The organism is Neorhizobium alkalisoli, from assembly GCF_002968635.1.
Taxonomy (GTDB): Bacteria; Pseudomonadota; Alphaproteobacteria; order Rhizobiales; family Rhizobiaceae; genus Neorhizobium; species Neorhizobium alkalisoli.
Genome location: NZ_PVBN01000002.1, coordinates 294,352 through 319,551, shown reverse-complemented (window position 1 = coordinate 319,551; position 25,200 = coordinate 294,352). Strand labels below are relative to the sequence as shown.

Sequence of the window (25,200 nt, the reverse complement as noted above, 5' to 3'; positions counted from 1 at the left end):
GCTCTTCTCAAGGAGGATCACCATGACGAAACTTGGTTTCCAGCTCTATTGCGCCCGCAATTTTCCACCGCTGTCCGAAACGTTGAAAAAGGTCGCCGCAGCGGGATATGCGGAAGTCGAAGGTTACGGCGGCATCTACGCCACCATGGACGAGCTGTCGCTCAAGGCCCTGCGCGCTGATCTCGACGCCAACGGGCTCGCCATGCCCACCGGCCATTTCGGCCTCGATCTTCTTCAGAAAGAGCCCGAGCAGGCGCAGCTGATCGCCAAGACGCTTGGCATGGAAGCGATCTATTGCCCCTATCTTCTGCCCGATCAACGGCCGACCGACGCCGCGGGCTGGTTCGCCTTCGGCAAGCGCCTTCAGGAAGCCGGTAAGCGTTATCAGGATGCCGGCTATATCTTCGGCTGGCATAACCATGATTTCGAATTCAAGGCGCTCCCGGATGGTTCGGCGCCGCAGGAAGAAATCTTCGCGGGCGGCCCTGACCTCGCCTGGGAAGCCGACATCGCCTGGGTCATCCGCGGCGGCGCCGACCCCTTCGCCTGGATCGAGCGCCACGGCGACCGCATCACCGCCGTGCATGTCAAGGACATCGCGCCGGCGGGAGAAAATGCGGATGAAGACGGCTGGGCCGATGTCGGTCATGGCACCGTGCCGTGGAAGGATCTGGCGGCTGCGTTGAGGAAGACGCCGGCGAAGCACTACGTCCTCGAGCACGACAATCCGAAGGATATCGACCGGCTGCTGACGCGGTCCATCGCCTCCTTCAAGACCTATTGATCACTGAGATTTCGGAGTTTTTCATGCCTAAGGAACTTGGCGTCGGCATCATGGGATGCGGCAATATTTCCACGACCTATTTCAAGTTGGCGCCACTCTTCAAAGGCCTGAAAGTGCTGGCCTGCGCCGATCTCAACGAAGAGACGGCCGAGGCTCGCGCCGAGGAATATGGCGTCAAGGCACAGTCGATCTCCGATCTGCTGGCCAATGACGAGCTGGACGTGATCGTCAACCTGACGATCCCGGCCGCCCACTTTTCCGTTTCCAAGGCGATCCTGGAAGCGGGGAAACACGTCTATTCCGAAAAGCCGCTGACGGTCACCCTGGAAGAGGGCAAAGCGCTTCAGGCGCTCGCAAGGGAAAAGGGCCTGTCGGTCGGTTGCGCGCCCGACACATTCCTCGGCGGTTCGCATCAGCTTGCCCGTAAATATATCGACGAGGGCGGCGTCGGCCGCATCACGTCGGGAACTTGCCATGTGATGAGCCCGGGCATGGAGATGTGGCATCCCAATCCCGGCTTCTTCTTTCTGGAAGGCGGCGGGCCGATCCTCGACCTCGGGCCCTATTATATCGCCAACCTGATCAATCTGATCGGTCCGGTGAAGCGTGTCGGGGCGCTTACCTCCATGGCGAGCCCGACCCGTACCGTCACCAGCGAGCCGCTGAACGGTCAGGTGATCCCGGTCGAAACACCGACGACGATCCACGCGCTCCTCGAATTCGTCAGCGGGGCCACGATCACGCTCTCGGCCAGTTGGGATGTCTGGTCGCACCGTCACGCCAACACGGAGCTCTACGGCACCGAAGGATCAATCTTCGTTCCAGATCCGAATTTCTTTGGCGGCGTCGTCGAGGCAAGCGGGCGCAACAAGGATATTCAGCCCCTGGAGGACTGGGACCATCCTTTCGGTATCCTGAACCAGGAAAGCCCTCAGGGTCCGCGTGCGAATTATCGCACGGCCGGTCTTGCGGATATGGCGATCGCCATCATCGAAGGCCGCGACGCCCGCTGCTCGCTCGAGCGGACACTGCATGGCATGGATGTGATGACGTCGATCCTCAAGTCGGGCGAGGAAGGCCGCTTCATCGAGCTGTCCACCACCTGCACCCAGCCCGCGGCTCTCGGCATCAACGAAGCACTGGCGCTTCTGCGCTGATCCGCTATGTGTTTGACGCGGGCCGTTCGCGCCCGCGTCCATCCACGACACAGGAGGGCGTCATGGCCTGGCAACCGGCGGAAGACCGCTATTCCAAGATGAAATACAACCGCTGCGGCCGTTCCGGCCTGCAGCTGCCGGCGATCTCGCTCGGCCTCTGGCACAATTTCGGCGACGACACCTCGCATGAGCGGAAGGTCGCGATCTGCCGGAAGGCTTTCGATCTCGGCATCACGCATTTCGACCTCGCCAACAATTACGGCCCGAAACCGGGGAGCGCCGAGGCTGCCTTCGGACAGATCCTGCGGGAGGACTTCAAGGGCTATCGAGACGAGCTGATCATTTCGTCCAAGGCCGGCTACAACATGTGGCCGGGTCCCTATGGCGAGTGGGGCAGCCGCAAATATCTGATCGCGTCCTGCGACCAGAGCCTGAAGCGCATGGGTCTCGATTACGTCGACATCTTCTATTCGCACCGCTTCGATCCCGATACGCCGCTGGAAGAAACCTGCGGCGCGCTGGACCATATCGTCCGGTCGGGCAGGGCGCTTTACGTCGGGATCTCCTCCTACAATTCCAGGCGCACCCGCGAGGCGGCAGCGATCCTGAAGGCGCTCGGCACGCCCGTCCTCATCCATCAGCCCAGCTATTCCATGATCAACCGCTGGGTCGAAGAAGACGGTCTTCTCGACGCGCTCGATGAGCTTGGGATCGGTTCGATCGTCTTCTCGCCCCTGGCGCAGGGTATGCTGACGTCCAAATATCTCGGCGGCATTCCAGACGACAGCCGGGCGGCTCAGGGCAAATCGCTCCGCTCGGAATTTCTGAACGAAAAGAACGTCGCGAACCTGCGGGCCTTGAACGCGATCGCTGAAAGGCGTGGCCAGACGCTGGCGCAGATGGCGCTGGCCTGGGTGCTTCGCGGCGGACGGGTCACGACGGCATTGATCGGCGCAAGCCGTCCGGAACAGGTGGAGGATTGCGTCAAGGCGCTGGAGAGGCCCGATTTCACTCCTGAGGAACTGGCTGAGATCGACGTCCATGCCAAGGAAGCCGACATCAACCTCTGGGCGGCTTCGGCGGAGCGCCAGGGCCCGTCCCGCAACAAGTGAAGTGAAACTATGCCCGGCGACCTTCCCGCCGGGCTTCCCCTTGTGTCGTTGGAAAAAGACATGATCCGCAATCCGATCCTGCCGGGTTTTAATCCCGACCCGTCCATCTGCCGCGTCGGCGAGGACTATTATATCGCGACTTCGACGTTCGAGTGGTATCCGGGCGTGCAGATCCATCACTCGCGGGATCTGGTGAACTGGACGTTGGTGCGCCGGCCGCTGGAGCGTGCGAGCCAGCTCGATATGCGGGGTAATCCTGACAGTTGCGGCATCTGGGCGCCATGTCTCTCCTATGCCGACGGCTTGTTCTGGCTGGTCTACACCGACGTCAAGCGGCTCGACGGAAACTTCAAGGATGCGCACAACTACATCGTGACTTCGCCTGTCATCGAGGGCCAGTGGTCCGATCCGGTCTATGTGAATTCCTCCGGCTTCGATCCCTCTCTCTTTCACGATGACGACGGGCGCAAATGGTTCCTCAACATGCAGTGGAACCACCGCACGGAGAGCTATGGCGGGGCGCCGAAGCATCCCGCGTTCGACGGCATCCTGCTGCAGGAATGGGACCCGGCGACGAGGGCGCTGAAAGGCCCGATCAAGAACATCTTCGCCGGCAGTCCCCTCGGTCTCGTCGAGGGCCCGCATCTCTTCAGGCGCAACGGCTGGTATTATCTGACGACCGCCGAGGGTGGCACGGGTTATACCCATGCCGTCACCATGGCGCGTTCCCGGACGATCGACGGTCCCTATGAGATGCATCCACAAACCCATCTTATCACGTCGAAGGACCATCCGAACGCCGCGCTTCAGCGTGCCGGGCACGGGCAATATGTCGAGACGCCGGATGGTCAGGCCTATCACACCCATCTTTGCGGCCGCCCGCTTCCGCCGCAGCGGCGCTGCACCCTCGGCCGGGAAACCGCGCTGCAGAAATGCATCTGGGAAGACGATTGGCTTTATCTCGCCCAGGGCGGCGTTGTGCCCGACGTCGATGTTCCGGCCCCGACGGGTGCCGCGGAGGTCGAGAAGCCTCTCCGTACCGAGCGGAGTTTTGATGGCTCGACGCTGCCTTCCGAATTCCAATGGCTGCGAACGCCTCATCCGGAGCGGCTCTTCAGCCTGACCGAGCGGCCGGGCCACCTGCGCCTCTTCGGGCGCGAAAGCATCGGCTCCTGGTTCGAACAGTCGCTCGTCGCGCGCCGGCAGGAGCATCATTCGTTCCGAGTGGAGACGGCGGCGGATTTCGCGCCCGAGACCTATCAGCAGGTCGCGGGCCTGACGCATTACTACAATCGCCACAAGTTTCACGCCATCGTCGTGACGCTGCATGAGAAGCTCGGTCGCGTCGTGACGATCTTCTCCTGCCCGGGCGATTATCCGAATAGCCGGATGACCTTCCCGGTCGAAAGCGGATTTGCCGTTCCGGAGGGTCCAATGCATCTCGCCATGGAAATCCGCGACAACGATTTGCAGTTCTTCTGGCGCAGCACCGTTTCGGCAGAGTGGCGCGCACTTGGTCCGGCGCTGGATGCCGGAGTTGTCTCGGACGAAGGCGGGCGCGGAGAGCATGGTTCCTTCACAGGCGCATTCGCCGGCATCTTCGCCTTCGACACCTCCGGCCGGGCGAAGCATGCCGATTTCGACAATTTCGTCTATGAGGTGCTGTAGGCCTAGCAGCGGGGCAGCCGATCAAGGGGCACAGGTTTACGTTACGGCAGGTGTTTGATCAGCACGAGCATATCCTCATAGCCGGCCCTGACGGGTTTGCTGAACATTCTGGTTCCCAGCACTGAGAATCCCCATTTCAGATAGGCAGCCTTCGCGCGATCTGCGGATGCCATGACATCAAGCCAGATATGGCCTACTCCCCTTTCCCGCGCCTCGGTAACGGCTGCTTCCAGAAGTTGCCTGCCCAATCCAGAACCTTGGGCTTGGGGCAGGAGGTAGATTCTCGGAATCTCGGCACCATTGGGTTCCTGGCTGATCGGATTCGGCGAGCCGATGATCATCGATAAAAAGCCGACGATAGATCCCCCCATCTGTGCTACCCACAGTTCCGTATCCGCTCGCGCCAGAAATTCCTCGAAGGCTTGGCTGCCGAACGTAACGAGATGTTCCGCGAACCGGGAGCCGTCGTTCCATAGATATCCGTAACTGGCGGCATAGGCTGCAGGTCCGATGACGGCCAAAACGTCCACATCAGCGGCGGATGCCTTTCGAATGACTGCTACGGTGCACACTACGTTTTCGGACATCGTAATTTTTCAGCAGGTCCCTGTTGGTCGGAATTTCTGGCGCATCCACATTGCTATTGATGCGCCAATAAAAACGTCGGCCTGCGGATGCTGCCTTTATGCGTCCGCAGGCCTGGCATGGATCGCCGCTATGCGGTCGGCGGTCCAAGCGTCTTTTAGCCGCGTCACGTTCCCTGTGACAGGCAGTTCTTCATGGAACTGGCAAGCCCGCGCATCAGTTCGAAATAGAGGTTCGGCCCTTCCTTAAGCGTTGCGGCTTCGGGATCGAGCGTACCCGAACGGGCAGGCGTTCCTTCCGTTACCACCGCCACGAGCTTGGGTTCAAACTGCGGCTCGGCGAAGACGCAGGTCGCGCCGAGTTCGGTGACCTTCTTGTGGATCTCGCCGATGCGCTCCGCACCCGGGATCGTTTCGGGGCTTACGGTGATGGAACCCGCGACGGCCACGCCATAACGATGTTCGAAATACTGATAGGCATCATGGAAAACGACGAATGGCTTGTCCTTGACAGGTGCAAGCGTCGTCTTCAATTCCGCATCGAGCGCGTCCACGTCCTTCATCAGGGCGGCGCCGTTGGCCTGATAGGTCGCGGCATTGGCGGGGTCGGCGGAAACCAGCACCTTGGCGATCTCGGCAGCCATCGCCTTGGCATTCATCGGATCGAGCCACAAATGGGTGTCGAATCCTTCATGGTCATGATCCTCATGGCCTGCCTCGTGGCCGTCGCTGTCGTGATCCGCGTGCCCTTCGGCGGCGTGCCCGTGCTCCTCGGCCTCATCGCCGTCGTCATGGGGTTCGAAGGCGCCGCCCTCGCGAAACGGCAGCTTTTCAAGTCCCGGCGCATCTTCCAGGGTGGCAACCTTGGCCTTCGAAGCCAAAGCCTCGAGCGGCTTTTCCATGAAGGCTTCCATGCCGTGACCGACCCAGAACACGAGGTCGGCGTTCTCCAGCGTCCGCGCATTGGACGGCTTCATGGTAAAGGTATGGGGGGAGGCCGCGCCTTCCACGATCAGCTTCGGTTCTCCGACGCCCTTCATGATGGACGCCACGAGAGAGTGGATGGGCTTGATGGAAACCACGACATCCGGTGCGGCGAAGGCACTCGGGGCATTCACCAGAGCAGCGGACGACAGAAGGAGGGCGGCGGCAAATTTCATCACATGGCTTCCTTGTTTTAATATGTAATGTTATTACATCAATTGCGTTATGCTATAACGTGTGCCATGAGGACTGACAACAGGATTTTTGGAAAAACATGCTGATGACCGATCGGGCCCTGGGCGCCCAATCCGAGAACCGGCTCGTATCGCTGACGAATGCCGGGCTTCTGCGCGATGGCCGCTGGCTGGTCCGCGGCGTCGACTTCTCGATCCGCCGCGGCGAGGTGGTGACGCTGATAGGACCGAACGGCGCCGGCAAGTCGACGACGGCAAAGCTGGCGATCGGCGTGCTGCGGCCCAACGAAGGTACCGTGGAGCGAATGCAGGGCCTGCGGATCGGTTACGTGCCGCAGAAACTGGCAATCGACTGGACCATGCCGCTTTCGGTCCGTCGGCTGATGCGGCTGACCGGCCCGCTCTCGGACGCCGATTTGGCTAGCGCGCTGGCGGCGACAGGGATTCCGCATCTGGTCGATGCCGAGGTCCGTCATCTTTCGGGAGGCGAGTTTCAGCGGGCGCTCCTTGCCCGAGCCATCGCCCGGAAGCCCGATCTCATGGTGCTGGACGAACCGGTCCAGGGCGTGGACTTTGCGGGTGAGAGCGCGCTCTATGAGCTGATCCGCGAAATCCGCAATTCGACCGGCTGCGGCATCCTGATGATCTCCCACGACCTCCATATGGTCATGGCCGGTACGGACACGGTGATCTGCCTGAACGGCCATGTCTGCTGCCGCGGAACGCCCGAAGTCGTCAGCCAGAGCGCCGACTATCTGAAGCTCTTCGGCGGTCATTCCCGCTCGCTGGCGGTCTACAGTCATCATCATGACCATACACATCTTCCGGACGGCCGCGTGCTGCACGGGGACGGCTCGATCACCGATCATTGCCATCCGGACGACGGCCATCACCACCACGAGGTTCACGACCACCCTCACGACCATACCCACGATCACCATCAGCACGGCCATGCCGGGCATGAGCACGCCCATCATGCACCCGCCACAGACAGGGGGAACGATCGTGCTTGACGATTTCTTCACCCGCGCTCTGGTGGCGGGCATCGGTGTGGCGCTGACTGCGGGACCGCTCGGGTGTTTCGTCGTCTGGCGGCGGATGGCCTATTTCGGCGACACCATGGCCCATTCGGCGCTGCTGGGTGTCGCACTGTCGCTTTTCTTCCAGATCAACCTGCTCGTCACAGTGTTCGGCGTAGCGGTTGCGGTATCCCTGCTGCTTCTCATGCTGCAGCGGCGCCAGTCGCTTTCGGCCGATGCGCTGCTCGGCATTCTTTCCCATTCCGCTCTGGCGATCGGCCTCGTGCTCGTCGCCTTCATGACCTGGGTTCGGATCGATCTCATCGCTTTCCTGTTCGGCGATATCCTGGCAGTCACACCCGCCGACATCGGACTGATCTGGGGCGGTGGCGTGCTGGTGCTGGCAGCACTTGTCTTTCTCTGGCGTCCGCTGATCGCTTCGACGGTCAGCGAGGACGTCGCGGAGGCCGAAGGCATGAAGCCGGCGCGGGCGCGCCTCTTCTTCATGCTCCTGATGGCGCTGGTCATTGCGATTGCCATGAAGATCGTCGGCATCATGCTGATCACCTCGCTCCTGATCATTCCGGCGGCGACGGCGCGGCGGTTTTCGTCCAGTCCGGAAGTGATGGCGGTGCTGGCGTCGCTGATCGGCGCCCTAGCCGTGATCGGCGGATTGTTCGGCTCGCTGCATTACGATACGCCATCAGGGCCTTCCATCGTGGTTGCAGCGCTCCTACTTTTCATTCTAAGCCTTTTCCCGGCCCTGGGGAAAAACACGGCCGAGAAGGCCGGTAACCAAGGAGTGCGATGATGAACGCACCAGTATCCGCCCCGGCATTGACCAAGAACCAGTCGCTCGTCTTCGACGTGCTGACCCGCTCCGATGCGCCGATGAGCGCCTATACGATCCTCGACAAGCTGCGCGACAACGGTTTTCGCGCGCCGCTGCAGGTCTATCGGGCGCTGGACAAGCTTCTGGAGTTCGGCATGGTGCATCGGCTGGAAAGCCTGAACGCCTTCGTCGCCTGCGCCCATCCGGAAAGCGAATGCTGCGGGCATGGCCACGGCCACGGCTCGGTTGCCTTCGCGATCTGCGAGAGCTGCGGCCATGTCTCGGAATTCCACGACCATGAGGTCGATCACCGCCTGAGCGACTGGGCGAAACACAAGGGCTTCAAGCCGGCCAAGACGACGATCGAGATCCGGGGGCTCTGCAGCGTCTGCGCTGCCTAGAGCTGACGCAGGTCCCGGGCGAACCGTTTCCAGTTCTCGATGTAACGAAGGGCGGATTGCTTCAGCCTCTCGACCGCCTCGTCGTCCAGCGTGCGGATGACCTTGGCCGGCGAGCCGACGATGAGGGAGTTGTCGGGAAATTCCTTGCCTTCGGTGATGAGCGCGTTGGCGCCGATCAGGCAGTTCCTGCCGATCCTGGCGCCGTTCAGGATCGTCGCACCCATGCCGACCAGTGAATTTTCGCCGATGATGCAGCCGTGGATGATCGCGTGGTGGCCGATGGTGCAGCCTTCGCCGATCCTCACCGGATAACGCGGGTCGGTGTGGATCATCACGCCTTCCTGGATATTCGACCCTGCACCGATCAGGATCGGCTCGTTGTCGCCGCGCAGCACGGAGCCGAACCAGATGCCGACATCCTCGCCAAGCTCCACCTTTCCGATCACGGTCGCATCCGGAGCGACCCAGAAGCGATCCGGGGCAGGGGTCTTGGGTTGGAATTCTCCAAGCGCATAAAGCGGCATCGTTCTCCTCCCCTTGCTCAGGCGACCGTCAGCGACAGCTCGGCGACGCCGTCGATTCCGCAGGCGACCTGGTCGCCCCTGACCACCGCACCGACACCTGCAGGCGTTCCGGTCATGATCACGTCGCCGGGCGCCAGGATGAAATAGCTGGAGAGTTCAGCGATGATTTCGGCCGGCGACCAGATCATCTGGTTAAGGTCCCCCGATTGGCGGCGGGTGCCGTTGACGTCGAGCCATACGGCGCCGGTCTTGGGATGGCCGATACGGGCAGCAGGCACGATGGCGGATACGGGGCCGGACTTCTCGAAGGCCTTGGCGGCCTCCCAGGGGCGGCTCATCTTCTTCGCCCTGTCCTGCAGGTCACGGCGAGTGAAATCCACGCCGACGGCATAACCGTAGACCTTGGAAAGCGCGTCTTCGACCGCTATCCCTGCGCCGCCCTCGGCAAGGGCCATGACGAGTTCGACTTCGTAATGGACGTTGGAGGATGCGGATGGATAGGGGAAGGTGTCGCCGTTATAGAGGTTGTCGGCGTTCTTCTGGAAGAAAAAGGGCGGCTCGCGGGACGGATCGTGACCCATTTCGATCGCGTGGTCGGCATAGTTGCGACCGACGCAATAGACCCGGCGCACCGGAAACTGTTCCGTCGCCCCATCGACGTCGAGAAGCACGGGTTGGGGGGCGGGGATCACGGTAGCGCGCATGGGGACATCCTGAACAGTGGCATAAGACAAGGCTCGTCTTTGTCTCTCGATTCACGGGACAATCCTAGCCCTTTTTGAACCCGCGGGGAAAACTGGCGAAAAATTTGAAGCTGCTGTATGGAAACCGCCAACAGAAGGATTTTGGATGTACGCCGACGCGCTGAAACACGGCCAGAAGATATTTGCCGTCGCACCGATGATCGACTGGACGGATCGGCATTGCCGTTTCCTGCACCGGCAGTTGTCGAGGCAGGCGCTGCTCTATACCGAGATGGTGGTGGCGGACGCGATCATCCACGGGCCGCGCCAGAGGCTGCTTTCCTATTCGCCAGAGGAACATCCCGTCGCGCTGCAGCTCGGGGGATCGGATGCGGGCAAGCTGTCCGAGGCGATCCGGATCGCGGCGGACTACGGTTATGACGAGATCAACCTCAATGTCGGCTGCCCGTCGGACCGGGTGCAGTCGGGTACGTTCGGCGCCTGCCTGATGCGCGATGCGGGACATGTGGCGGATCTCGTTTCGGCGATGAAGACGGTGGCAACGGTTCCGGTGACGGTGAAATGCCGGATCGGCGTCGACGATCAGGAGCCGGCGGAGGTGCTGCCGGATTTCCTCAGGCGGATGATCGGGGCCGGCGCGGATGCGATCTGGATCCATGCCCGCAAGGCCTGGCTGCAGGGGCTGAGCCCAAAGGAAAACCGCGAGATCCCGCCGCTCGACTACGATCTCGTCTACCGGATGAAACGCGAGAATCCTGATGTCTTCGTCGGCATCAACGGTGGCATCGCCGACCTCGATCAGGCCGCAAGTCACCTCAAGGTGATGGATGGCGTGATGCTCGGCCGCGCCGCTTACCAGAATGCGGGGCTGCTGGCCGGGGTGGACGCGGCGGTGACGGGAACGGGTCCTGCCGAGGTGGACTGGCTGGCGCTGCGCGACCGGATGATGGCCTATGCGGAAGGTGTGATCGCAGCCGGCGGCCGGCTGCATCACGTCACGCGGCACATGGTCGGGTTGTTCCAGGGCTTTGCCGGCGCCCGCCGTTTCCGCCAGATCCTTTCGGCGGAGGCAACTCGGCCGGGAGCAGGCGTCGAGGTCATCGCTGCGGCCTTTGCGGCGGTGGACATTGAGGCTGGTTCTCGGGTTCAACCCGAGGAGAAGAAGCTGGCGGGGTGAGGACAAGACGGAGTCGTCCCTTGGCGTTCTCAGGATTCTTGTCGGACGGGGCGCTGGGAGCTGCCTCTTATGTTTAGTTTATAGGTGACACCTCTCAGCGCCCCGTTCGGCGGTTTTTATCCGCGACTGCGGACCCTCTGCCTTGGCCTTTCGCGATGGTGTTCCCCTCGGGTTAAACCCGAGGGTGATCTCTGGCGCTCGTCCGGACCAACTTACCGGCAAGGGCAACCAGGAACCGCCGCCGGACTTTCCGCTTGAGGCGGACGGACTTCAAAGAGCCCGGCGAAACCATCCTTCGGGCCACCCTGTGTGCCGCACAGGCACATCCGGCGCACTGTTTCGGGCATCAAGAGACGAGGGCCGGTCCGCAACCCTTCATCTCTCCCCGTGTCGCCGGAGGGAGACCATTTTCCGCGGACCCCTGATGCAAGGACTTACGTCGTTTCCTTGCACCCGGCGCCGGTCCCGCCTCGCCAGAACGCCTTCCGGTGTATCCGATGCGGGACGGGGAGAGTGTAGGCATGAGGTGAGGGGGCGGGGATAATAAGGCCTGACAGTTCCGGCTAAGACATTGATGTATTGAGCCTGCGCCGCGCAAATATTCCCCGCTCGCGTGAGCGATGATGTCGGCCGCTGCAAGGCGTTCCACGCTCAGACGTCGTCCAGTCTTCGCAGAAGCTGCTGAATCCTCGAAGGCTTCGAGGGTAGATCCGCTGGCTCCGACTTCAGAAGGTTTCGCTCCGTCAGGTCGAATTGATACCAGTCGATCAGAGCAGAAGCGACATCGGCCGCCGATTCATCGGCCAGGTCGACGGCGTTTTCCTCGCACCAGGCTTCCAGAAATCTCTGCAGCAGTTCAAGGTCATCCGGACCAAGAAGAACTGCCGACTGCTTGGCGTATCGCTGAAGCATAAGCATTCTCATCAAGTATCGCCGACTGCCTTCCCTCAGCAGTCCCGCGGCACCCCATATGGCAAAAGGGCAACGCTTCTCTCGCGAGACTGTCGCAATTCGAGCTTGTGCAGGGCTTTCTAATATTCTGGGCTACCGCATGACTTAGCGAATGATGCCTGCCACACCTAACGTAACTGCTGCGGAGCGTTACTGTTCCGCCCATGCCGGCGGGTCATGCCAACTCGGGAAGGGAGGAAAAGCCGCTATACTGACCATCGCCCTCACCGAGAGCCCACTGCCAGTAGTTCTTTCGGAGGAACTGGTGGAGAACCAGCAATCAATGTGGGGCGTTGACGATGTAGAAGCTCTGACAATAACTTTCGATTAACCGGTAAGTCACTCGGCCTTGGGTCGGATATCGGGGCTGCATTGGAAAAACACTGTGCTACCCGCGCTCAAATCCTTCGTTCAACATACCCGGCCGATCCTCGGTGGCCAAGGCAGGCAGGCCAATAGCGTCCAGCCTGGTGAGCGCCCGGACCAGCCGGCCATCGGGAAGCCCGAGTGGGATTTGGGGGCCGGCTCCGGAGCGCAATCGTTCGCGTCGGATGACGTGTCAGGAAGGACGTTCGGCATGATGTCGGCATGCGATGGTCTTTTGAGTTGTCCCGATTGCCGCGCCGATCTCGCCTCACCCGAAAGATGCGTCGCATGCGGTCGCGAATTCGAACAGGAGGACGAGCGCCCGAACCTGATGCCGAGCAGCGGCGGCAGCGTCAGTTTCGAATGGCCTGTACGGGCCTTCAACCCCGCAACGATCCCCGACGTGGAGATCTTGCGTTTCCCGCCGGAGCACGGCCAGCCCAGGGAGGGTATCTATCATCTCGACCGGGCGCATGAAGCGTGCCTGAAGGAGCTGCCGGCGGGAAGCACGGTGCTGGAAATCGGTTGCGGCGGCGGTCAGATGCGCAAATGGATGGACGAGCGCGGCATCCGCTATATCGGCGTCGACGTGGCCGTGGACCGGGTGCACGACTGGCTGCGCACGCATGGCGGTCCGGATATCTTATGCGACGCCCATGTGCTGCCCTTCCGCGACGAGAGCTTCGACGCGGTCTATGCGTCCGCCGTATGGGAGCATCTGGCCTTTCCTCAACTTGCGGCAAAGGAAGCCGCCCGCGTTCTCAAGCCCGGCGGTGTCTGCCTCGGCTCGGCCTCGTTTCTCGAGCCCTGGCACGATGCAAGCTATTACCACATGACCCCCTATGGGGTTTTCATGACGTTGAGCCTTGCCGGATTCAGGGCGATCCAGATCTGGCCCGAGACGAAATGGCCGGGCTTCCGGGCCATGCTCGAGATGGGCAACAAGGCGACGCGCGCAGTGCGCGGTTTGTCATGGCTGATCTATGGCTGGTATCTTGCCCCTAAAGCGGCTCAGGCCTGGTTGCGCAACCGGCGAAAGCCCGACGAGCAGGCGCTTCTGCATCCCATCGCCGAGATGGCGGGCGCTATTGCCTGGATCGCACGGAAATCCGATAGCCGGCTAACGGAGCCGGCGAAAACTCCGGATTAGAGCCGTTTCCATGTGTCATCGCGGCCTTGCCGCAGGGAAGGTTAGGCGGCCTGCGGGAAACAGGCCGCCCATGATGCCGGCTATTCTGCCGCCTCGGCGTAAGATTCCATCGGCGGGCAGGTGCAGACGAGGTTGCGGTCGCCATAGACATTGTCGACGCGGTTGACCGGCGACCAATATTTGTCGACCCGGAAGGCGCCCGGCGGATAGCAGGCCTGTTCGCGGCTATAGGGGCGGTCCCATTCGCCGACGAGGTCTTCCACCGTATGTGGGGCGTTCTTGAGCGGGTTGTTCGTCCGGTCCATCCGGCCGTCCTCGATGGCGCGGGCTTCCTCGCGGATCGCCAGCATCGCATCGCAGAAGCGGTCGAGTTCGGCCTTGGTCTCGCTCTCGGTCGGCTCGATCATCAGCGTGCCGGCAACCGGCCAGCTCATGGTCGGGGCGTGGAAGCCGCAGTCGATCAGGCGCTTTGCGACGTCGTCGACACTGACGCCGGCGGACGCGTTCAAGGGCCGTGTGTCGATGATGCATTCATGCGCGACGCGGCCGGTTTGCGACTTGTAGAGCACGTCATAGGCACCCTTCAGCCGCGCGGCGATATAGTTGGCGTTGAGGATCGCAACCTTGGTCGCCTGGGTCAGGCCTTCGCCGCCCATCATCAGGCAGTAGGACCAAGAGATCGGCAGGATCGACGGTGAACCGAAGGGGGCTGCGGAGACGGCACCTTCACGGCCGTCGCTTTCCGGATGACCCGGCAGATGCGCCGCCAGATGCGCCTTGACGCCGATCGGGCCCATGCCGGGACCGCCGCCGCCATGCGGGATGCAGAAGGTCTTGTGCAGGTTGAGGTGGGAGACGTCGGAGCCGATGTCGCCGGGGCGGGCGAGGCCGACCATGGCGTTCATGTTGGCGCCGTCGAGATAGACCTGACCGCCATGCTTGTGGGTGATTTCGCAGATTTCCCTCACCGTTTCCTCAAATACGCCGTGGGTCGAGGGATAGGTGATCATGCAACAGGAGAGGTTTGCCGCATGCTGTTCGGCCTTGGCGCGGAAGTCTTCGAGGTCGATATCGCCGTTTTCACGCACCTTGACGACCACGACCTTCATGCCGACCATCTGGGCCGACGCCGGGTTGGTGCCGTGAGCCGAGGTCGGGATCAGGCAGACGTCGCGATGCGTATCGCCATTCGCAATGTGGTAATTGCGGATGGTGAGCAGGCCTGCATATTCGCCCTGCGCGCCGGAATTCGGCTGCATGGAAAAAGCGTCGTAGCCGGTGATCTGGCAGAGCTTTGCGGAGAGATCGTCGATCATCTCCCTGTAGCCGAGCGCCTGGTCGGCGGGTACGAAGGGGTGGATGTCGGCAAATTCCGGCCAGGTGATCGGCAGCATTTCCGCAGTCGCGTTCAGCTTCATCGTGCAGGAGCCGAGCGGGATCATCGCCCGGTCGAGCGCGAGATCCCGGTCCGAGAGCCGGCGGATATAGCGGGTCATCTCGCTTTCGGCGCGGTTCATGTGGAAGATCGGATGGGTCATGTAGGCCGATTTGCGCAGAAGCGTGTTCGGCAGCCGGTATTCCGGTTCGAAGTCGGAAACCTTGAAATTGCCGCCGAAAGCGCGCCAGACCGCTTCGAGCGTCGCAGGGCGCGTCCGTTCGTCGAGCGACATGCCGATCTTCGTTTCACCGACCTTGCGCAGGTTGACGCCTTCGGCGACGGCGGCGCGCAGGATCAGGCCCTGCATGTGGCCGACTTCGACGGTGATGGTGTCGAAGAAGGTGTCCGGCTCGATCCTGTAGCCGAGCTTTTCCAGGCCCTTCGCCATCAGCACGGCCTTCTTGTGGACTTGCTGAGCGATCGCCTTCAGCCCGTCCGGACCGTGGAAGACGCCGTACATGGAGGCCATGACGGCGAGCAGGACCTGGGCGGTGCAGATGTTCGAGGTCGCCTTTTCGCGGCGGATGTGTTGTTCGCGGGTCTGAAGGGAAAGACGGTAGGCGCGGTTGCCGCGCGCATCGACCGAGACGCCGACGAGGCGGCCAGGCATGGCGCGCTTATGGGCATCCTTGACCGCCATATAGGCCGCATGCGGGCCGCCGTAACCGACCGGAACGCCGAAACGCTGCGAGGAGCCGATCGCGATATCTGAACCCATTTCGCCGGGGGACTTGAGAAGCGTCAGCGCCAGAAGATCGGCCGCGACGGCCGCGACCGCGCCGGTCTGGTGCAGGCGGGAGATGAGGCCGGTGAAGTCGTGGACCTGGCCGTGGGTACCCGGATACTGGAAGATGGCGCCAAAGACGTCGACCGGGTCGAGATCTGTCATCGGGTCGCCGACGATGACCGTCCAGCCGAGCGGTTCGGCGCGGGTCTCGATCAGCGCGATCGTCTGCGGGTGGCAGGCGCTATCGACGAAGAAGGCGGTCGCCTTGGACTTCGCCTGGCGCTGGCAGAGCGCCATGGCTTCGGCGGCGGCGGTCGCTTCGTCGAGCAGCGAGGCGTTGGCGACGTCGAGGCCGGTCAGGTCGCAGATCATCGTCTGGAAATTGAGGAGCGCTTCAAGGCGGCCTTGAGAGATTTCCGGCTGGTAGGGCGTGTAGGCGGTGTACCAGGCGGGGTTTTCGAGGATGTTGCGCTGGACGACTGGCGGGGTGATCGTGCCGTAATAGCCCTGGCCGATCAGCGACACGAGCGCCTTGTTGCGGTTCGCCGTGTCGCGCAGCTTGTCGAGCGCCTCGCGTTCGGTGAGCGCCGGTCCCCAGGCAAGCGGTACCGTCTGGCGGATCGAGGCGGGGACGGTGGCGTCGATCAGGGCGTCGAGAGACGGGTATCCGACGACTTTCAGCATCTCCGCCATTTCGGACGGAGAGGGGCCGATATGCCGGCGATTGGCAAAGTCGTAGGGCTGGTAGTCGGTGAAATGGAAATCTGTAGAATCGCTCATGCGATGAGATCCTTGTAGGCGGCTTCGTCGAGCAGCGCGTCGGCGTCGGAAGCGTTCTTGAGCTTCAGCTTGAAGAACCAGCCCGCACCCTGCGGATCGGAATTGACGATCGAGGGATCGTCGACGATCGCCTGGTTGACCTCGGCAACTTCGCCATCGAGCGGACAATAGACATCAGATGCCGCCTTTACGGATTCCACGGTGGCGGCATTGCCGTCCTTCGTCAGTTCGGCGCCCACTTCCGGCAGTTCCACGAAAACGAGATCACCGAGCTGTTCGGCAGCGTGAGAGGTGATGCCGACGGTGGCGACACCATTTTCGAGCTTCAGCCATTCGTGTTCGGCGGTAAATTTCAGCATAGGGAGGTCCTCTCTGGAAGGGTGATTTGAATGGTAGGTTTGGCGCTTGTGGGGATATTCCCCTCTGGCCTGCCGGCCATCTCCCCCACAAGGGGGGAGATCGACTCGCGGCACACTCTCGCTTTTCTGGAACGCTGATGGTCGGGGGACGCCGGTGCGCCCATCCAATCTCCCCACCTGTGGGGGAGATGGCCGGCAGGCCAGAGGGGGGCTGGAGCTTGTGCGACTATCATTGCTTACCGCTTATAGGTCGGCGTTATGAAGGGAAGCCTGGCGACGGTCATCGGCAGGTACTTTCCACGTATCTCGGCAAAAATCTGTGTGCCGGGTTCGGCATATTGGGCCGGAACGTAGCCCATGGCGACCGGTCCTTCGACCGAGGGACCAAAGGTTCCGGAGGTGACTTCGCCGAGTTCAGTCTTGCCCTCGGAGTCCGCAAAAAGCCTGGCGTGCGAGCGAACGGGAGCCTTGCCTTGCGGCTTCAGGCCGACGCGCCGGCGCGATGTGCCGTTCGTCAGTTCATCCAGGATGCGGCGGGCGCCGGGGAAGCCACCGGCGCGTTCGCCGCCCGGGCGGCGGGCCTTCTGGATCGCCCATTCGAGCGAGGCCTCGATCGGAGAGGTCGTGGTGTCGATGTCGTTGCCATAGAGGCAGAGCCCGGCTTCGAGCCGCAGCGAATCGCGGGCGCCGAGGCCGATCGGCATGCAATGCAGATCCTCGAGCAGCGCCCTGGCGATCTGTTCGGCGTTTTCGGCGGGGACTGAGATCTCGAACCCGTCCTCGCCGGAATATCCGGAGCGGGAGACGATGCAGGCGGCGTCATGAAGGCTGGCGTCGCAGACATCCATGAATTTCATGTCGACGACATCCGGCCAGAGTTCGGCGAGCACGGCCTCGGCCCGGGGGCCCTGCAGCGCGAGAAGCGCGCGATCCTCGAGGAGGGTGACATCGCAATCGGAAAAGTGCGCCTTCATATGCGCGACATCGGTGTCCTTGCAGGCGGCGTTGACGACGACGAAAAGATGATCGCCGCGATTGGTGATCATCAGGTCATCAAGGATGCATCCGTGCTCGTCGGTGAAGAACCCATAGCGCTGGCGGCCTTCCTTCAGGCCGAGAATATCCACCGGCACCAGGCTTTCCAGCGCCATTGCCGCATCCGCATAGGTGCCGGACCTGGCCTTCACAACGACCTGTCCCATGTGCGAGACATCGAAAAGGCCGGCGTCTGTGCGCGTGTACAGATGCTCCTTCAGGACGCCTGCGGGATATTGCACCGGCATGTCATAGCCGGCGAACGGCACCATCTTCGCTCCCAGCGACAGATGAAGGGCATGAAGGGGTGTTTTCTTCAGAACGGTCTGATCGTCCAAGGACGCCTCCAGGTCTTGGCGCTTAACGCACCGGCTCACGGTCAGGCGCGTTTCCGCGCCGGTTTTTGAGCCCCCTCTGTCCCTTTCGCCTGAGATTGTTATCCCTTCGGCGAGCCTTTCCCTTCGGAAAGACTTCTCTCCAGAGTCCTGTCGACGCTCGCTGGTCCTTTTGCCTGAGAGTTTCCGGGGCGGTTGCTCCTTCGGCACCACAGTAAAGTGGCTTCTCCCAGCGAGTCCGGCGTCATTATCCGCCTCGACCGGGGTTTGACAAGGGGCCAATGTCGCTCCGGACATAATTTCTGTCGCAGCGCAACGAATGCTGCTTGACCTGGTGCAAACAGCCATCGAGAGGGTGTGCTATAGAGACGACGATGTTTTGCGCTTCCCGCCGGATTGGGCTATGCCAAATGATATTCGAACAGGTTATGCGATGACGACAGGTCCCCGGACAGCGACGAGCGTGCTGCGCATCTTCTGCGCCATAGTCCTGCTTTCGCTGGGCCTCGGCCATCAGCCGGTGAGCGCCGCTCGGCTCGAATCGTTCAGCCAAGAATATCGGCTTCCGGACGGCACTTTCGCCGATATCTGCGCCGACGGCGAACACAGGCATGAGCCGGCGGCAAAGCCTCTTTGCGAGGTCTGCCTGCTTGCCGCCTCGGTCATCCTGCCGCCCCCCAACGATGCAACATGGCTGAGGGGCGAACTGCGATCCCATGTGGGCCTGCTTCCGAAGTCCGTCGAGATACGCGGCGCGATGGCGATCGACCGGCCGAGATCCCGCGCCCCGCCCGCGTTGATCTGACGGCTCAACCAGCACAGATCAAACCGTCCCGGTCGGACAGCCAAAGCATGCTGTCACCGGAAGAGGACATATCATGAAGACCATCACGAAAATCGCCCTATCGGGCATGCTCGCAGCCGCCGGCGCTGCTCACGCTTTCGCACAGCCTATTTTCCTTAACCCCAGCATGCCGACGAGCGGCGTAATCATGGCGGCCGGCACCGATCACACGCACGGCACGACGGCGAGTGGCGCAACTGCGACCGGTGACGCCGTCAAGGTCGGCGATCTGGAAATCAAGGGTGCCTTCTCCAAGGCCATGCTGCCGGGCCAGCCTGTCGGCGGCGGCTACCTGACCATCACGAACAGCGGCAAATCGGACGATGTGCTGATCTCTGCCTCGTCACCGGCGGCAGGGTCGGTGGAGCTGCACGAAATGGCGATGCAGGGGCAGGTGATGAAGATGCGCAAGCTGGATGCCGGGATTGCCGTTCCCGCCGGTCAGACCATCGAGCTGAAGCCCGGTGGGCTGCACATGATGTTCATGAAGGTGAAGGAGCCCTTCAAGGCCGGCGGCGAAGTGCCCGTGACCCTGACATTCGAAAAGGCCGGCCAGATCGAAGTGAAGCTGGCCGTCGGGGCGGCTGGTCCGGGCGGCCACAAGACAAACTGAATGCTCTCCGGAGGCCGCCAGGGGGCGGCCTCATCTTTTCCTAGCGTAGAAGCTTCAGGCTGCCGGTGAGCGACCTGACCCATTTTGACGGGCCGGCCAGACCCAGACCGTCGATCGCCTCCTGCGACAGGTCGCGGCTCGGGAAAGCGGCCTCGTATTCCCTGTAGTCGTGCAGCGACCGGGCGAAAGCCGGGAAGGGGACGATGGCGCGGTCGTCCGACCGGCCGAGCGCCCGCCGGAGGAGCGCGCCGATCATTTCTGCGTCTGCCGCAAGGATCGGGACCGGTTGCCTGGAGCTGGTGTCGATCGCGCGACCGTCCCGGTCGGCGAGAGTTTGCCCGGCAAGCTGCGGCAGACGCGCGCCGAGGCCGACGGAGATGGCGCTGACCGTATTGGCGACGAGGCCGATCGGCAGGGCGGGATTGACGACGATGGCAAGGCGGATGTCTTCGTTCATGATTGTCCGATGTGGGTTGAAAGATGGTTCGGACAATAGCCCAGCCCGTCGGGACGATCTTACCTTTCGCTTCTGGTTTTCTTCCTTTTCCGGTAGAACTTTCCCGTTTTTTGCCAGATAGGGGAAGAATTGTATGGAAGATGAGATCGAACCGGCAGATGTGCGGATCCTGAAAGCCCTGCAGGAGGACGGGCGGCTGACGAATCAGGCGCTGGCGGAAACGGTCGGGCTTTCGACGTCGCCGAGCTGGCGGCGAGTCAGGCATCTGGAAGAGACCGGAGTTATCCAGGGTTATCGGGCGATCCTGGACAGGCGGGCGATCGGTCTCGGCGTGCTTGCCTTTATCCGCGTCAAGATCGACAGCCATAGCGCGGCGGAGGCGGAAGCTTTCGCCGATGAGGTGATCGGACTGGATGAGGTGGTGGCGTGCTACAGCATCGCAGGCGACGCGGATTTCCTGCTGCAGGTGGTCTCGCCCGATCTCGACGCCTATGCCGATTTCGCCATGTCGACGCTGAGGCGCTTGCCGCGCATCAAGGAGATGCAGACCACGTTCGTGCTGAAGGAGATCAAGGGTTTTGACGGCTTTCCGCTGAAGTTTGCGGGCAAATCCGGCAGGCACGGGCGTTAATGCGGACGGAGGGAATTAGTCGTCCAGATCCCGGTAGGCCGATTGCACATGATGGTAGGTGACCTGCTGGTGCGGCTGCTGGCCCGCATTCAGCAGGTCGAGAGACACGGTGGTGGCGGGAATCATGAGTTCGATGTCGCCGGGCTCGCCGGCGTTTTGGGCGCGCCTCGCATTACGCTCGGCATCGGCCTTGATGTCGGCGGCCTGATCCTTGGGCGACAGGCGCCGGCCGGGTTTCAGCGCCTCTATGGCCATGGCGGCGGTGTTCGCCGAGATGCTAAGCACTTGAGTCATATTACCTGCCACTTCTTCTCCGATCATAGAGAAGTAAGCGGAACCCGATTCGTTCCCGTTTAAGCAAAACGTCGGCATTTTATCGATTTGACGTTTTTTGGTTCCGAGTTACACAGTATTTCTCATGAACAACATGCTTCTCGTTGCCCTCGGCGGAGCGATCGGCTCCGTCTGCCGCTATCTCGTCGGGCTTTGGACTTTGCGCCTATGGGGGCCTTCCTTTCCCTGGGGGACACTTGCCGTCAATGTCGTCGGTTCGCTGGCGATGGGCTTCCTTGCCGAACTCATTGTCCGTCGGTTCGATGCATCGCCCGAAATGCGGCTTTTGATCATCACCGGTTTCCTCGGCGGCTTCACGACCTTTTCCGCCTTTTCCCTTGATGTCGTGTCGCTGCTGGAGCGGGGTGCCACCATGGCCGGTGTGACCTATATCGTTGCGAGCGTGGCGATCTCGCTGGGCGCCGTCTTTGCCGGGCTGGCGCTCGGGCGGGCAATGCTCTAAAGACCGGGCTCAATCAGACGAGACACGAAAGAGCGTTGATGGCAGGCATCGAGCATATCCGCGTCGAGGCGGACGAGGCGGGCATGCGCCTCGACCGCTGGTTCAAGATCCACTACCCGGGCCTCGGCTTCGGGCCGCTGCAGAAGCTCTTGCGTTCCGGCCAGGTGCGCGTCGACGGCGGGCGTGTGAAGTCCGACACCCGGGTTCAGCCGGGCCAGACGGTGCGCATTCCGCCGATGGATACGGACGCCCGGAAGGCCGGCCCGATCGCATCGAAGGACCTGAAGCATTCCGGCGACTTCGAGCTGCTCTCGCGCATGGTGCTGCACGAGGACGAGAAGGTCATCGTTCTCAACAAGCCTGCAGGGCTTGCCGTACAGGGCGGCTCCGGCGTCACGCGGCATATCGACCAGATGCTCGACGCCTGGGTCAGTCCGAAGGGCGAAAAGCCGCGGCTCGTCCACCGCCTCGACCGCGACACGTCAGGCGTGCTGGTGATCGCCCGTACCCGCGGTGCCGCACAGAAGCTGACGGCAGCCTTCCGCGAGCGGGACACGAAGAAGACCTATTGGTCGCTCGTGAGAGGCGTGCCACGCAAGCACGAGGACAAGATCTCCACCTGGCTGGTGAAAGAGCAGACGCCGGACGGCGACCGGATGCGGGTCGCCAAGCACGGCGAGGAGGGCGCCGACCACGCCGTGTCCTATTACCGCGTGCTGGAAACGGCCGCACAAACGCTCGCCTGGCTGGAGATGGAGCCCTATACTGGCCGCACCCATCAGCTTCGCGTTCATGCGCTGCATATCGGCCACCCGATCATCGGCGATCCGAAATATTTCATCGACGATCCGAACTGGGATTTCCCCGGAGGCATCCAGAAGCGGCTGCATCTGCACGCCCGGCATATCGATGTCCCGCATCCCAGCGGCGGGCGGCTGAAGGTCACCGCACCCTTGCCGCCGCATATGGTACAGAGCTGGAATCTGCTGGGCTTCGATATGGAAAACGGCCTGAGGGAAGACGAAGAATGAAACTCGTTCTTTTCGATTGCGACGGTACGCTGGTCGATAGCGCCGGCCTCATCCACGAAACCATGCGCTGGACCTTTGCGCAATTCGGCAAGCCCGAACCGCAGGTCGAGGATACCAAGGCGATCATTGGTTTGACGCTCGACATCGCGATTTCCCGGATGCAGGGAAAGGAGCATGTGGACGACGAGGCGATCGAGATGACCGCCTACTACAAGTCGCTGTTTTCGGTCGTCCGGCAGGATCTCGACTTCAAGGAGCCGCTGTTTGCGGGAATCCGGGCGCTGATCGATGAAATCGGCCCGCGCGAGGATCTGCTGATCGGCGCAGTCACCGGCAAGTCGCGGCGCGGGCTCAATCTCATCATGGAGACGCATGGCTTCGACAGATATTTCGTCGTGGGGCGGACGGCGGACGATTGTCCATCCAAGCCGCATCCGGCGATGGTGACGGAATGCTGCGACGAAACCGGGATGAGGGCGGCCGATACCCTTGTCATAGGCGACGCCATTTACGATATGCAGATGGCAAAGGCTGCCGGCGCCACGGCGATCGGCGTTTCCTGGGGTTATGCCTCGGTGGAAGAGCTGACGAAGGCCGGAGCCGACGCGATCGTTGATCATCCAAGCGAGATTCTCGCCCATATCGGCTGAGGTTGTTTTTATGCGTGACATCTTTCCCGACCCCTCCGAGGTGCTGAGCCATGCGGACCCGACCAGGCGGGCGCAGATCCAGATGCAGAAGCCGCTGCCGAAACGTTTCTACAAGGAGGTAGGCGTCGCCGAAGGCGAGGGCGGTCATGCCATCCATCTCGACGGCCGGCCGGTAAAGACCCCCGCAAAGAACAGCCTTGTCGTCCCGACCGCAAGGTTGGCGGAGCTCGTGCGGGACGAATGGGCGTCGCAGGTAGAGGTCATCGACCCGCGCACCATGCCCGTCACAAGGCTCGTCAACACGGCAATCGACGGCGTTGCAGCCGACCCACAGGCTGTGTTCGAGGATATTCTCAGGTTTTCCTCGAGCGACATGCTCTGCTACCGCGCCGAGGGGCCTGAAAATCTCGTTATCAGGCAGAACGACAACTGGGACCCGATCATGGACTGGGCGGCGAACGAACTCGGCGCCCGCTTCGTCCTGATCGAGGGCGTCATGCCTCAGGAACAACCCAAGGAGGCGGTCGCCGCCTTTGCCGTGACGCTTCGCAAATACGACACGCCGATCGAGTTGGCTGCATTGCATACGGTGACGTCGCTGACCGGATCGGCGATCCTGGCGCTTGCTTTTGCGGAGGGCCGGATCACGGATCAGGAAGCCTGGACGCTCGCCCATCTCGACGAAGACTGGACCAACGAGCATTGGGGCGCTGACGCGGAAGCCGAGCACCGCCGCGCCAAGCGGTTCGAAGAAGTGCAGGCGGCGGCGGCAGTTTTTCTCGCTCTGCGCCCGATCGCTTAAGTCTTCTCTAACCCTGTTTGGTGGAACATCCGGAAGTCTGATCTTCCGGGTTTTCTCATGTTTCGCCGCCTTTCCCGTTTCGCTCTTATCGTGCTCGCGGCTTTGCCGCTGACGGCGTTTCGCATGCCCGCGGGCCAGGAAACGCGGGAACAATTTCTCTATGACGTGCGCGGCGCATTCGTGACTGCGCGTGGCAATGTTCCGCAGGGATTGGTGATCGCCATCGACATGCTCGTGGATGAGGCGATCCGCGCGACCAGCCGTTCGACCATGCTGCCGCGGACGATCATCGCCATCCGGATAGAGAAGGCTTCGCAGGTCCCGCAGCTGATCGGCAGCCGGCATGAGGCGAAGGTGGCCGTTCAGGTGATTTCGGTCAGTACCGGCGAGGCGATCGCCGAGGGAAACTTCGAGACCTCCGTCTTCCTGCTGGAAGCAGGCGACGGAAACACGGCGCTCGCCGAGAAGATCGCCGACCGGATCGCCGCAGAATTCCGCCTCAAGGGCGATGGGCGTCCGGCGCTCGCGAGCGCGCTGTTTCCGTAAGTGTCATGAAACGTATTTGTGCAGGATCGAATTGATCAGCGTCTGGTAAGGCATGCCTTCCTCAAGTGCCTTCGCTTTGAGGCGGGCCAAATCCCGCTCGGGAATAGAGATCGAGATCCGCTGTCGCTTCCCTTCAATCGTATTGCGCGCGGCATCCTTCCAAAAGCGCTTACGCTCCTCGAACTCACCGACAGGCACCCATTCACCGGTCTCGGAAAGGGCGGCAACTTCGTCTTCGCTCAGTTCTTGCGCACCTTTGCTCTTGCTCACAATTTCTCACCCTTCAAGCAGTCGCGTGTCGCCTTGCGGCTCGGAAAGAAGGTCTTCAGAAAAACACCCGTTTCATTCTCGACGTAAGGCACAATGAACGCGTAGCCTTCGATATCGACAATCAGCTGTCTTTGGTGAGGATAACGCTCCTGACTGGCATGCCTGCGGTCGGCCAACAGCTTCTCATCTGCCAGGGCGACTACGATGCGTTCAAAACCGAAGCCAAACTTTTGCTTCAGGATATCGTTCTTTTCCTCTGACCAAAGGATTTGCATGAAT

The 25,200-nt window shown here is 61.9% G+C and carries 28 protein-coding genes, 1 pseudogene and 1 riboswitch; of the genes and pseudogenes, 17 read left to right on the top strand and 12 right to left on the bottom strand.

Translation table 11 applies throughout. The features are described 5' to 3' along the window. Positions 1–22: 22 nt before the first annotated feature. The 4 genes from C5L13_RS06040 (at position 23) to C5L13_RS06025 (ending at position 4,721) form a co-directional block, all read left to right on the top strand. Positions 23–784, top strand: a complete 762-nt coding sequence (locus C5L13_RS06040) for a sugar phosphate isomerase/epimerase family protein (protein WP_105382359.1) — start codon at positions 23–25, stop codon at positions 782–784. A gap of 23 nt (positions 785–807) precedes the next feature. Next, complete coding sequence (locus C5L13_RS06035; RefSeq protein WP_105382358.1) at positions 808–1,941, top strand: Gfo/Idh/MocA family protein; 1,134 nt, start codon at positions 808–810, stop codon at positions 1,939–1,941. 62 nt (positions 1,942–2,003) lie between these two features. Continuing rightward, positions 2,004–3,053, top strand: a complete 1,050-nt coding sequence (mgrA, locus tag C5L13_RS06030; protein WP_105382357.1) for an L-glyceraldehyde 3-phosphate reductase — start codon at positions 2,004–2,006, stop codon at positions 3,051–3,053. A gap of 60 nt (positions 3,054–3,113) precedes the next feature. Then, positions 3,114–4,721 (top strand): glycoside hydrolase family 43 protein, encoded by a 1,608-nt coding sequence (locus C5L13_RS06025; protein WP_105382356.1) that lies wholly within the window; start codon positions 3,114–3,116, stop codon positions 4,719–4,721. Positions 4,722–4,762: 41 nt separating this feature from the next. Here C5L13_RS06025 and C5L13_RS06020 read toward each other — a convergent pair whose 3' ends face one another. Together C5L13_RS06020 and znuA are read right to left on the bottom strand one after the other, a co-directional pair. After that, positions 4,763–5,308, bottom strand: coding sequence for a GNAT family N-acetyltransferase (locus tag C5L13_RS06020; RefSeq protein ID WP_105382355.1), 546 nt, complete (start codon positions 5,306–5,308; stop codon positions 4,763–4,765). Positions 5,309–5,472: 164 nt separating this feature from the next. Then, positions 5,473–6,465 carry a zinc ABC transporter substrate-binding protein ZnuA gene (gene znuA, locus C5L13_RS06015; protein ID WP_105382354.1) on the bottom strand — a complete coding sequence of 331 codons (993 nt, stop codon included), beginning with the start codon at positions 6,463–6,465 and terminating at the stop codon, positions 5,473–5,475. 98 nt (positions 6,466–6,563) lie between these two features. Here znuA and C5L13_RS06010 point away from each other — a divergent pair, with 98 nt between their 5' ends. Genes C5L13_RS06010 through C5L13_RS06000 form a run of 3 tightly spaced genes read left to right on the top strand, consistent with a single transcriptional unit; the run spans position 6,564 to position 8,735 of the window. Next, the gene (locus C5L13_RS06010; protein ID WP_105382353.1) at positions 6,564–7,496 is read left to right on the top strand and encodes an ATP-binding cassette domain-containing protein; all 933 of its coding nucleotides are present in this window, start codon (positions 6,564–6,566) and stop codon (positions 7,494–7,496) included. Continuing rightward, a complete protein-coding gene (gene znuB / locus C5L13_RS06005; RefSeq protein WP_105382352.1) occupies positions 7,489–8,313 on the top strand; it encodes a zinc ABC transporter permease subunit ZnuB in 825 nt (274 codons plus the stop codon). Before C5L13_RS06010 ends, znuB begins: the two co-directional genes overlap by 8 nt. Next, entirely contained in the window at positions 8,313–8,735 is a 423-nt protein-coding gene (locus tag C5L13_RS06000; RefSeq protein WP_105382632.1) for a Fur family transcriptional regulator, read from the top strand. Before znuB ends, C5L13_RS06000 begins: the two co-directional genes overlap by 1 nt. On the opposite strand, the gene C5L13_RS05995 is transcribed toward C5L13_RS06000, so the two are convergent. Then, complete coding sequence (locus tag C5L13_RS05995; RefSeq protein WP_105382351.1) at positions 8,732–9,259, bottom strand: gamma carbonic anhydrase family protein; 528 nt, start codon at positions 9,257–9,259, stop codon at positions 8,732–8,734. The genes C5L13_RS06000 and C5L13_RS05995 overlap by 4 nt on opposite strands. A gap of 17 nt (positions 9,260–9,276) precedes the next feature. After that, on the bottom strand, positions 9,277–9,963 hold the full coding sequence (locus C5L13_RS05990) for a fumarylacetoacetate hydrolase family protein (protein WP_105382350.1): 687 nt from the start codon (positions 9,961–9,963) through the stop codon (positions 9,277–9,279). Positions 9,964–10,108: 145 nt separating this feature from the next. Between C5L13_RS05990 and dusA the strand changes: the two genes are divergently transcribed. Next, entirely contained in the window at positions 10,109–11,140 is a 1,032-nt protein-coding gene (gene dusA, locus C5L13_RS05985; RefSeq protein ID WP_105382349.1) for a tRNA dihydrouridine(20/20a) synthase DusA, read from the top strand. Positions 11,141–11,791: 651 nt separating this feature from the next. Here the strand turns inward: dusA and C5L13_RS05980 are convergent. Further along, positions 11,792–12,064: a hypothetical protein gene (locus C5L13_RS05980; RefSeq protein ID WP_158693397.1), complete on the bottom strand. Its 273-nt coding sequence runs from the start codon at positions 12,062–12,064 to the stop codon at positions 11,792–11,794. 604 nt (positions 12,065–12,668) lie between these two features. On the opposite strand from C5L13_RS05980, the gene C5L13_RS05975 reads away from it, so the two are divergent. Beyond that, complete coding sequence (locus tag C5L13_RS05975; protein ID WP_158693396.1) at positions 12,669–13,607, top strand: class I SAM-dependent methyltransferase; 939 nt, start codon at positions 12,669–12,671, stop codon at positions 13,605–13,607. 80 nt (positions 13,608–13,687) lie between these two features. Here the strand turns inward: C5L13_RS05975 and gcvP are convergent, their stop codons facing one another. From gcvP to gcvT, 3 genes are all read right to left on the bottom strand, one after another. After that, positions 13,688–16,552, bottom strand: a complete 2,865-nt coding sequence (gene gcvP / locus C5L13_RS05970; protein ID WP_105382346.1) for an aminomethyl-transferring glycine dehydrogenase — start codon at positions 16,550–16,552, stop codon at positions 13,688–13,690. After that, positions 16,549–16,911, bottom strand: a complete 363-nt coding sequence (gene gcvH, locus C5L13_RS05965) for a glycine cleavage system protein GcvH (protein ID WP_105382345.1) — start codon at positions 16,909–16,911, stop codon at positions 16,549–16,551. Before gcvH ends, gcvP begins: the two co-directional genes overlap by 4 nt. A gap of 236 nt (positions 16,912–17,147) precedes the next feature. Then, entirely contained in the window at positions 17,148–18,284 is a 1,137-nt protein-coding gene (gene gcvT, locus C5L13_RS05955) for a glycine cleavage system aminomethyltransferase GcvT (protein ID WP_105382344.1), read from the bottom strand. 151 nt (positions 18,285–18,435) lie between these two features. Further along, positions 18,436–18,523: riboswitch (glycine riboswitch) on the bottom strand. 161 nt (positions 18,524–18,684) lie between these two features. Between gcvT and C5L13_RS05950 the strand changes: the two genes are divergently transcribed. Then, entirely contained in the window at positions 18,685–19,086 is a 402-nt protein-coding gene (locus C5L13_RS05950) for a hypothetical protein (protein ID WP_245423262.1), read from the top strand. Positions 19,087–19,339: 253 nt separating this feature from the next. Next, positions 19,340–19,738 (top strand): annotated as a pseudogene (locus tag C5L13_RS05945) (copper chaperone PCu(A)C); the annotation flags it as partial. Between the two features lie 40 nt (positions 19,739–19,778). Here the strand turns inward: C5L13_RS05945 and C5L13_RS05940 are convergent. Continuing rightward, entirely contained in the window at positions 19,779–20,195 is a 417-nt protein-coding gene (locus C5L13_RS05940) for a DUF2000 domain-containing protein (protein WP_105382341.1), read from the bottom strand. A 133-nt stretch (positions 20,196–20,328) separates the two neighbouring features. Here C5L13_RS05940 and C5L13_RS05935 point away from each other — a divergent pair, with 133 nt between their 5' ends. Next, entirely contained in the window at positions 20,329–20,826 is a 498-nt protein-coding gene (locus C5L13_RS05935) for an Lrp/AsnC family transcriptional regulator (RefSeq protein WP_105382340.1), read from the top strand. Between the two features lie 15 nt (positions 20,827–20,841). Here C5L13_RS05935 and C5L13_RS05930 read toward each other — a convergent pair whose 3' ends face one another. Next, complete coding sequence (locus C5L13_RS05930) at positions 20,842–21,120, bottom strand: hypothetical protein (protein ID WP_105382339.1); 279 nt, start codon at positions 21,118–21,120, stop codon at positions 20,842–20,844. A gap of 124 nt (positions 21,121–21,244) precedes the next feature. Here C5L13_RS05930 and crcB point away from each other — a divergent pair, with 124 nt between their 5' ends. Genes crcB through C5L13_RS05905 form a run of 5 tightly spaced genes read left to right on the top strand, consistent with a single transcriptional unit; the run spans position 21,245 to position 24,651 of the window. After that, on the top strand, positions 21,245–21,622 hold the full coding sequence (gene crcB, locus C5L13_RS05925; RefSeq protein ID WP_105382338.1) for a fluoride efflux transporter CrcB: 378 nt from the start codon (positions 21,245–21,247) through the stop codon (positions 21,620–21,622). 38 nt (positions 21,623–21,660) lie between these two features. Further along, positions 21,661–22,653 carry an RluA family pseudouridine synthase gene (locus C5L13_RS05920; protein ID WP_105382337.1) on the top strand — a complete coding sequence of 331 codons (993 nt, stop codon included), beginning with the start codon at positions 21,661–21,663 and terminating at the stop codon, positions 22,651–22,653. Then, positions 22,650–23,303, top strand: coding sequence for an HAD-IA family hydrolase (locus tag C5L13_RS05915; RefSeq protein WP_105382336.1), 654 nt, complete (start codon positions 22,650–22,652; stop codon positions 23,301–23,303). Before C5L13_RS05920 ends, C5L13_RS05915 begins: the two co-directional genes overlap by 4 nt. 10 nt (positions 23,304–23,313) lie before the next feature. Continuing rightward, positions 23,314–24,105: an ATP12 family chaperone protein gene (locus C5L13_RS05910; RefSeq protein WP_105382335.1), complete on the top strand. Its 792-nt coding sequence runs from the start codon at positions 23,314–23,316 to the stop codon at positions 24,103–24,105. A gap of 57 nt (positions 24,106–24,162) precedes the next feature. Beyond that, on the top strand, positions 24,163–24,651 hold the full coding sequence (locus C5L13_RS05905; RefSeq protein WP_105382334.1) for a hypothetical protein: 489 nt from the start codon (positions 24,163–24,165) through the stop codon (positions 24,649–24,651). A 3-nt stretch (positions 24,652–24,654) separates the two neighbouring features. Here C5L13_RS05905 and C5L13_RS05900 read toward each other — a convergent pair whose 3' ends face one another. Further along, positions 24,655–24,921: a CopG family antitoxin gene (locus tag C5L13_RS05900; protein WP_105382333.1), complete on the bottom strand. Its 267-nt coding sequence runs from the start codon at positions 24,919–24,921 to the stop codon at positions 24,655–24,657. Beyond that, positions 24,918–25,196, bottom strand: coding sequence for a toxin (locus C5L13_RS05895; RefSeq protein WP_105382332.1), 279 nt, complete (start codon positions 25,194–25,196; stop codon positions 24,918–24,920). Before C5L13_RS05895 ends, C5L13_RS05900 begins: the two co-directional genes overlap by 4 nt. Positions 25,197–25,200 lie beyond the last annotated feature (4 nt).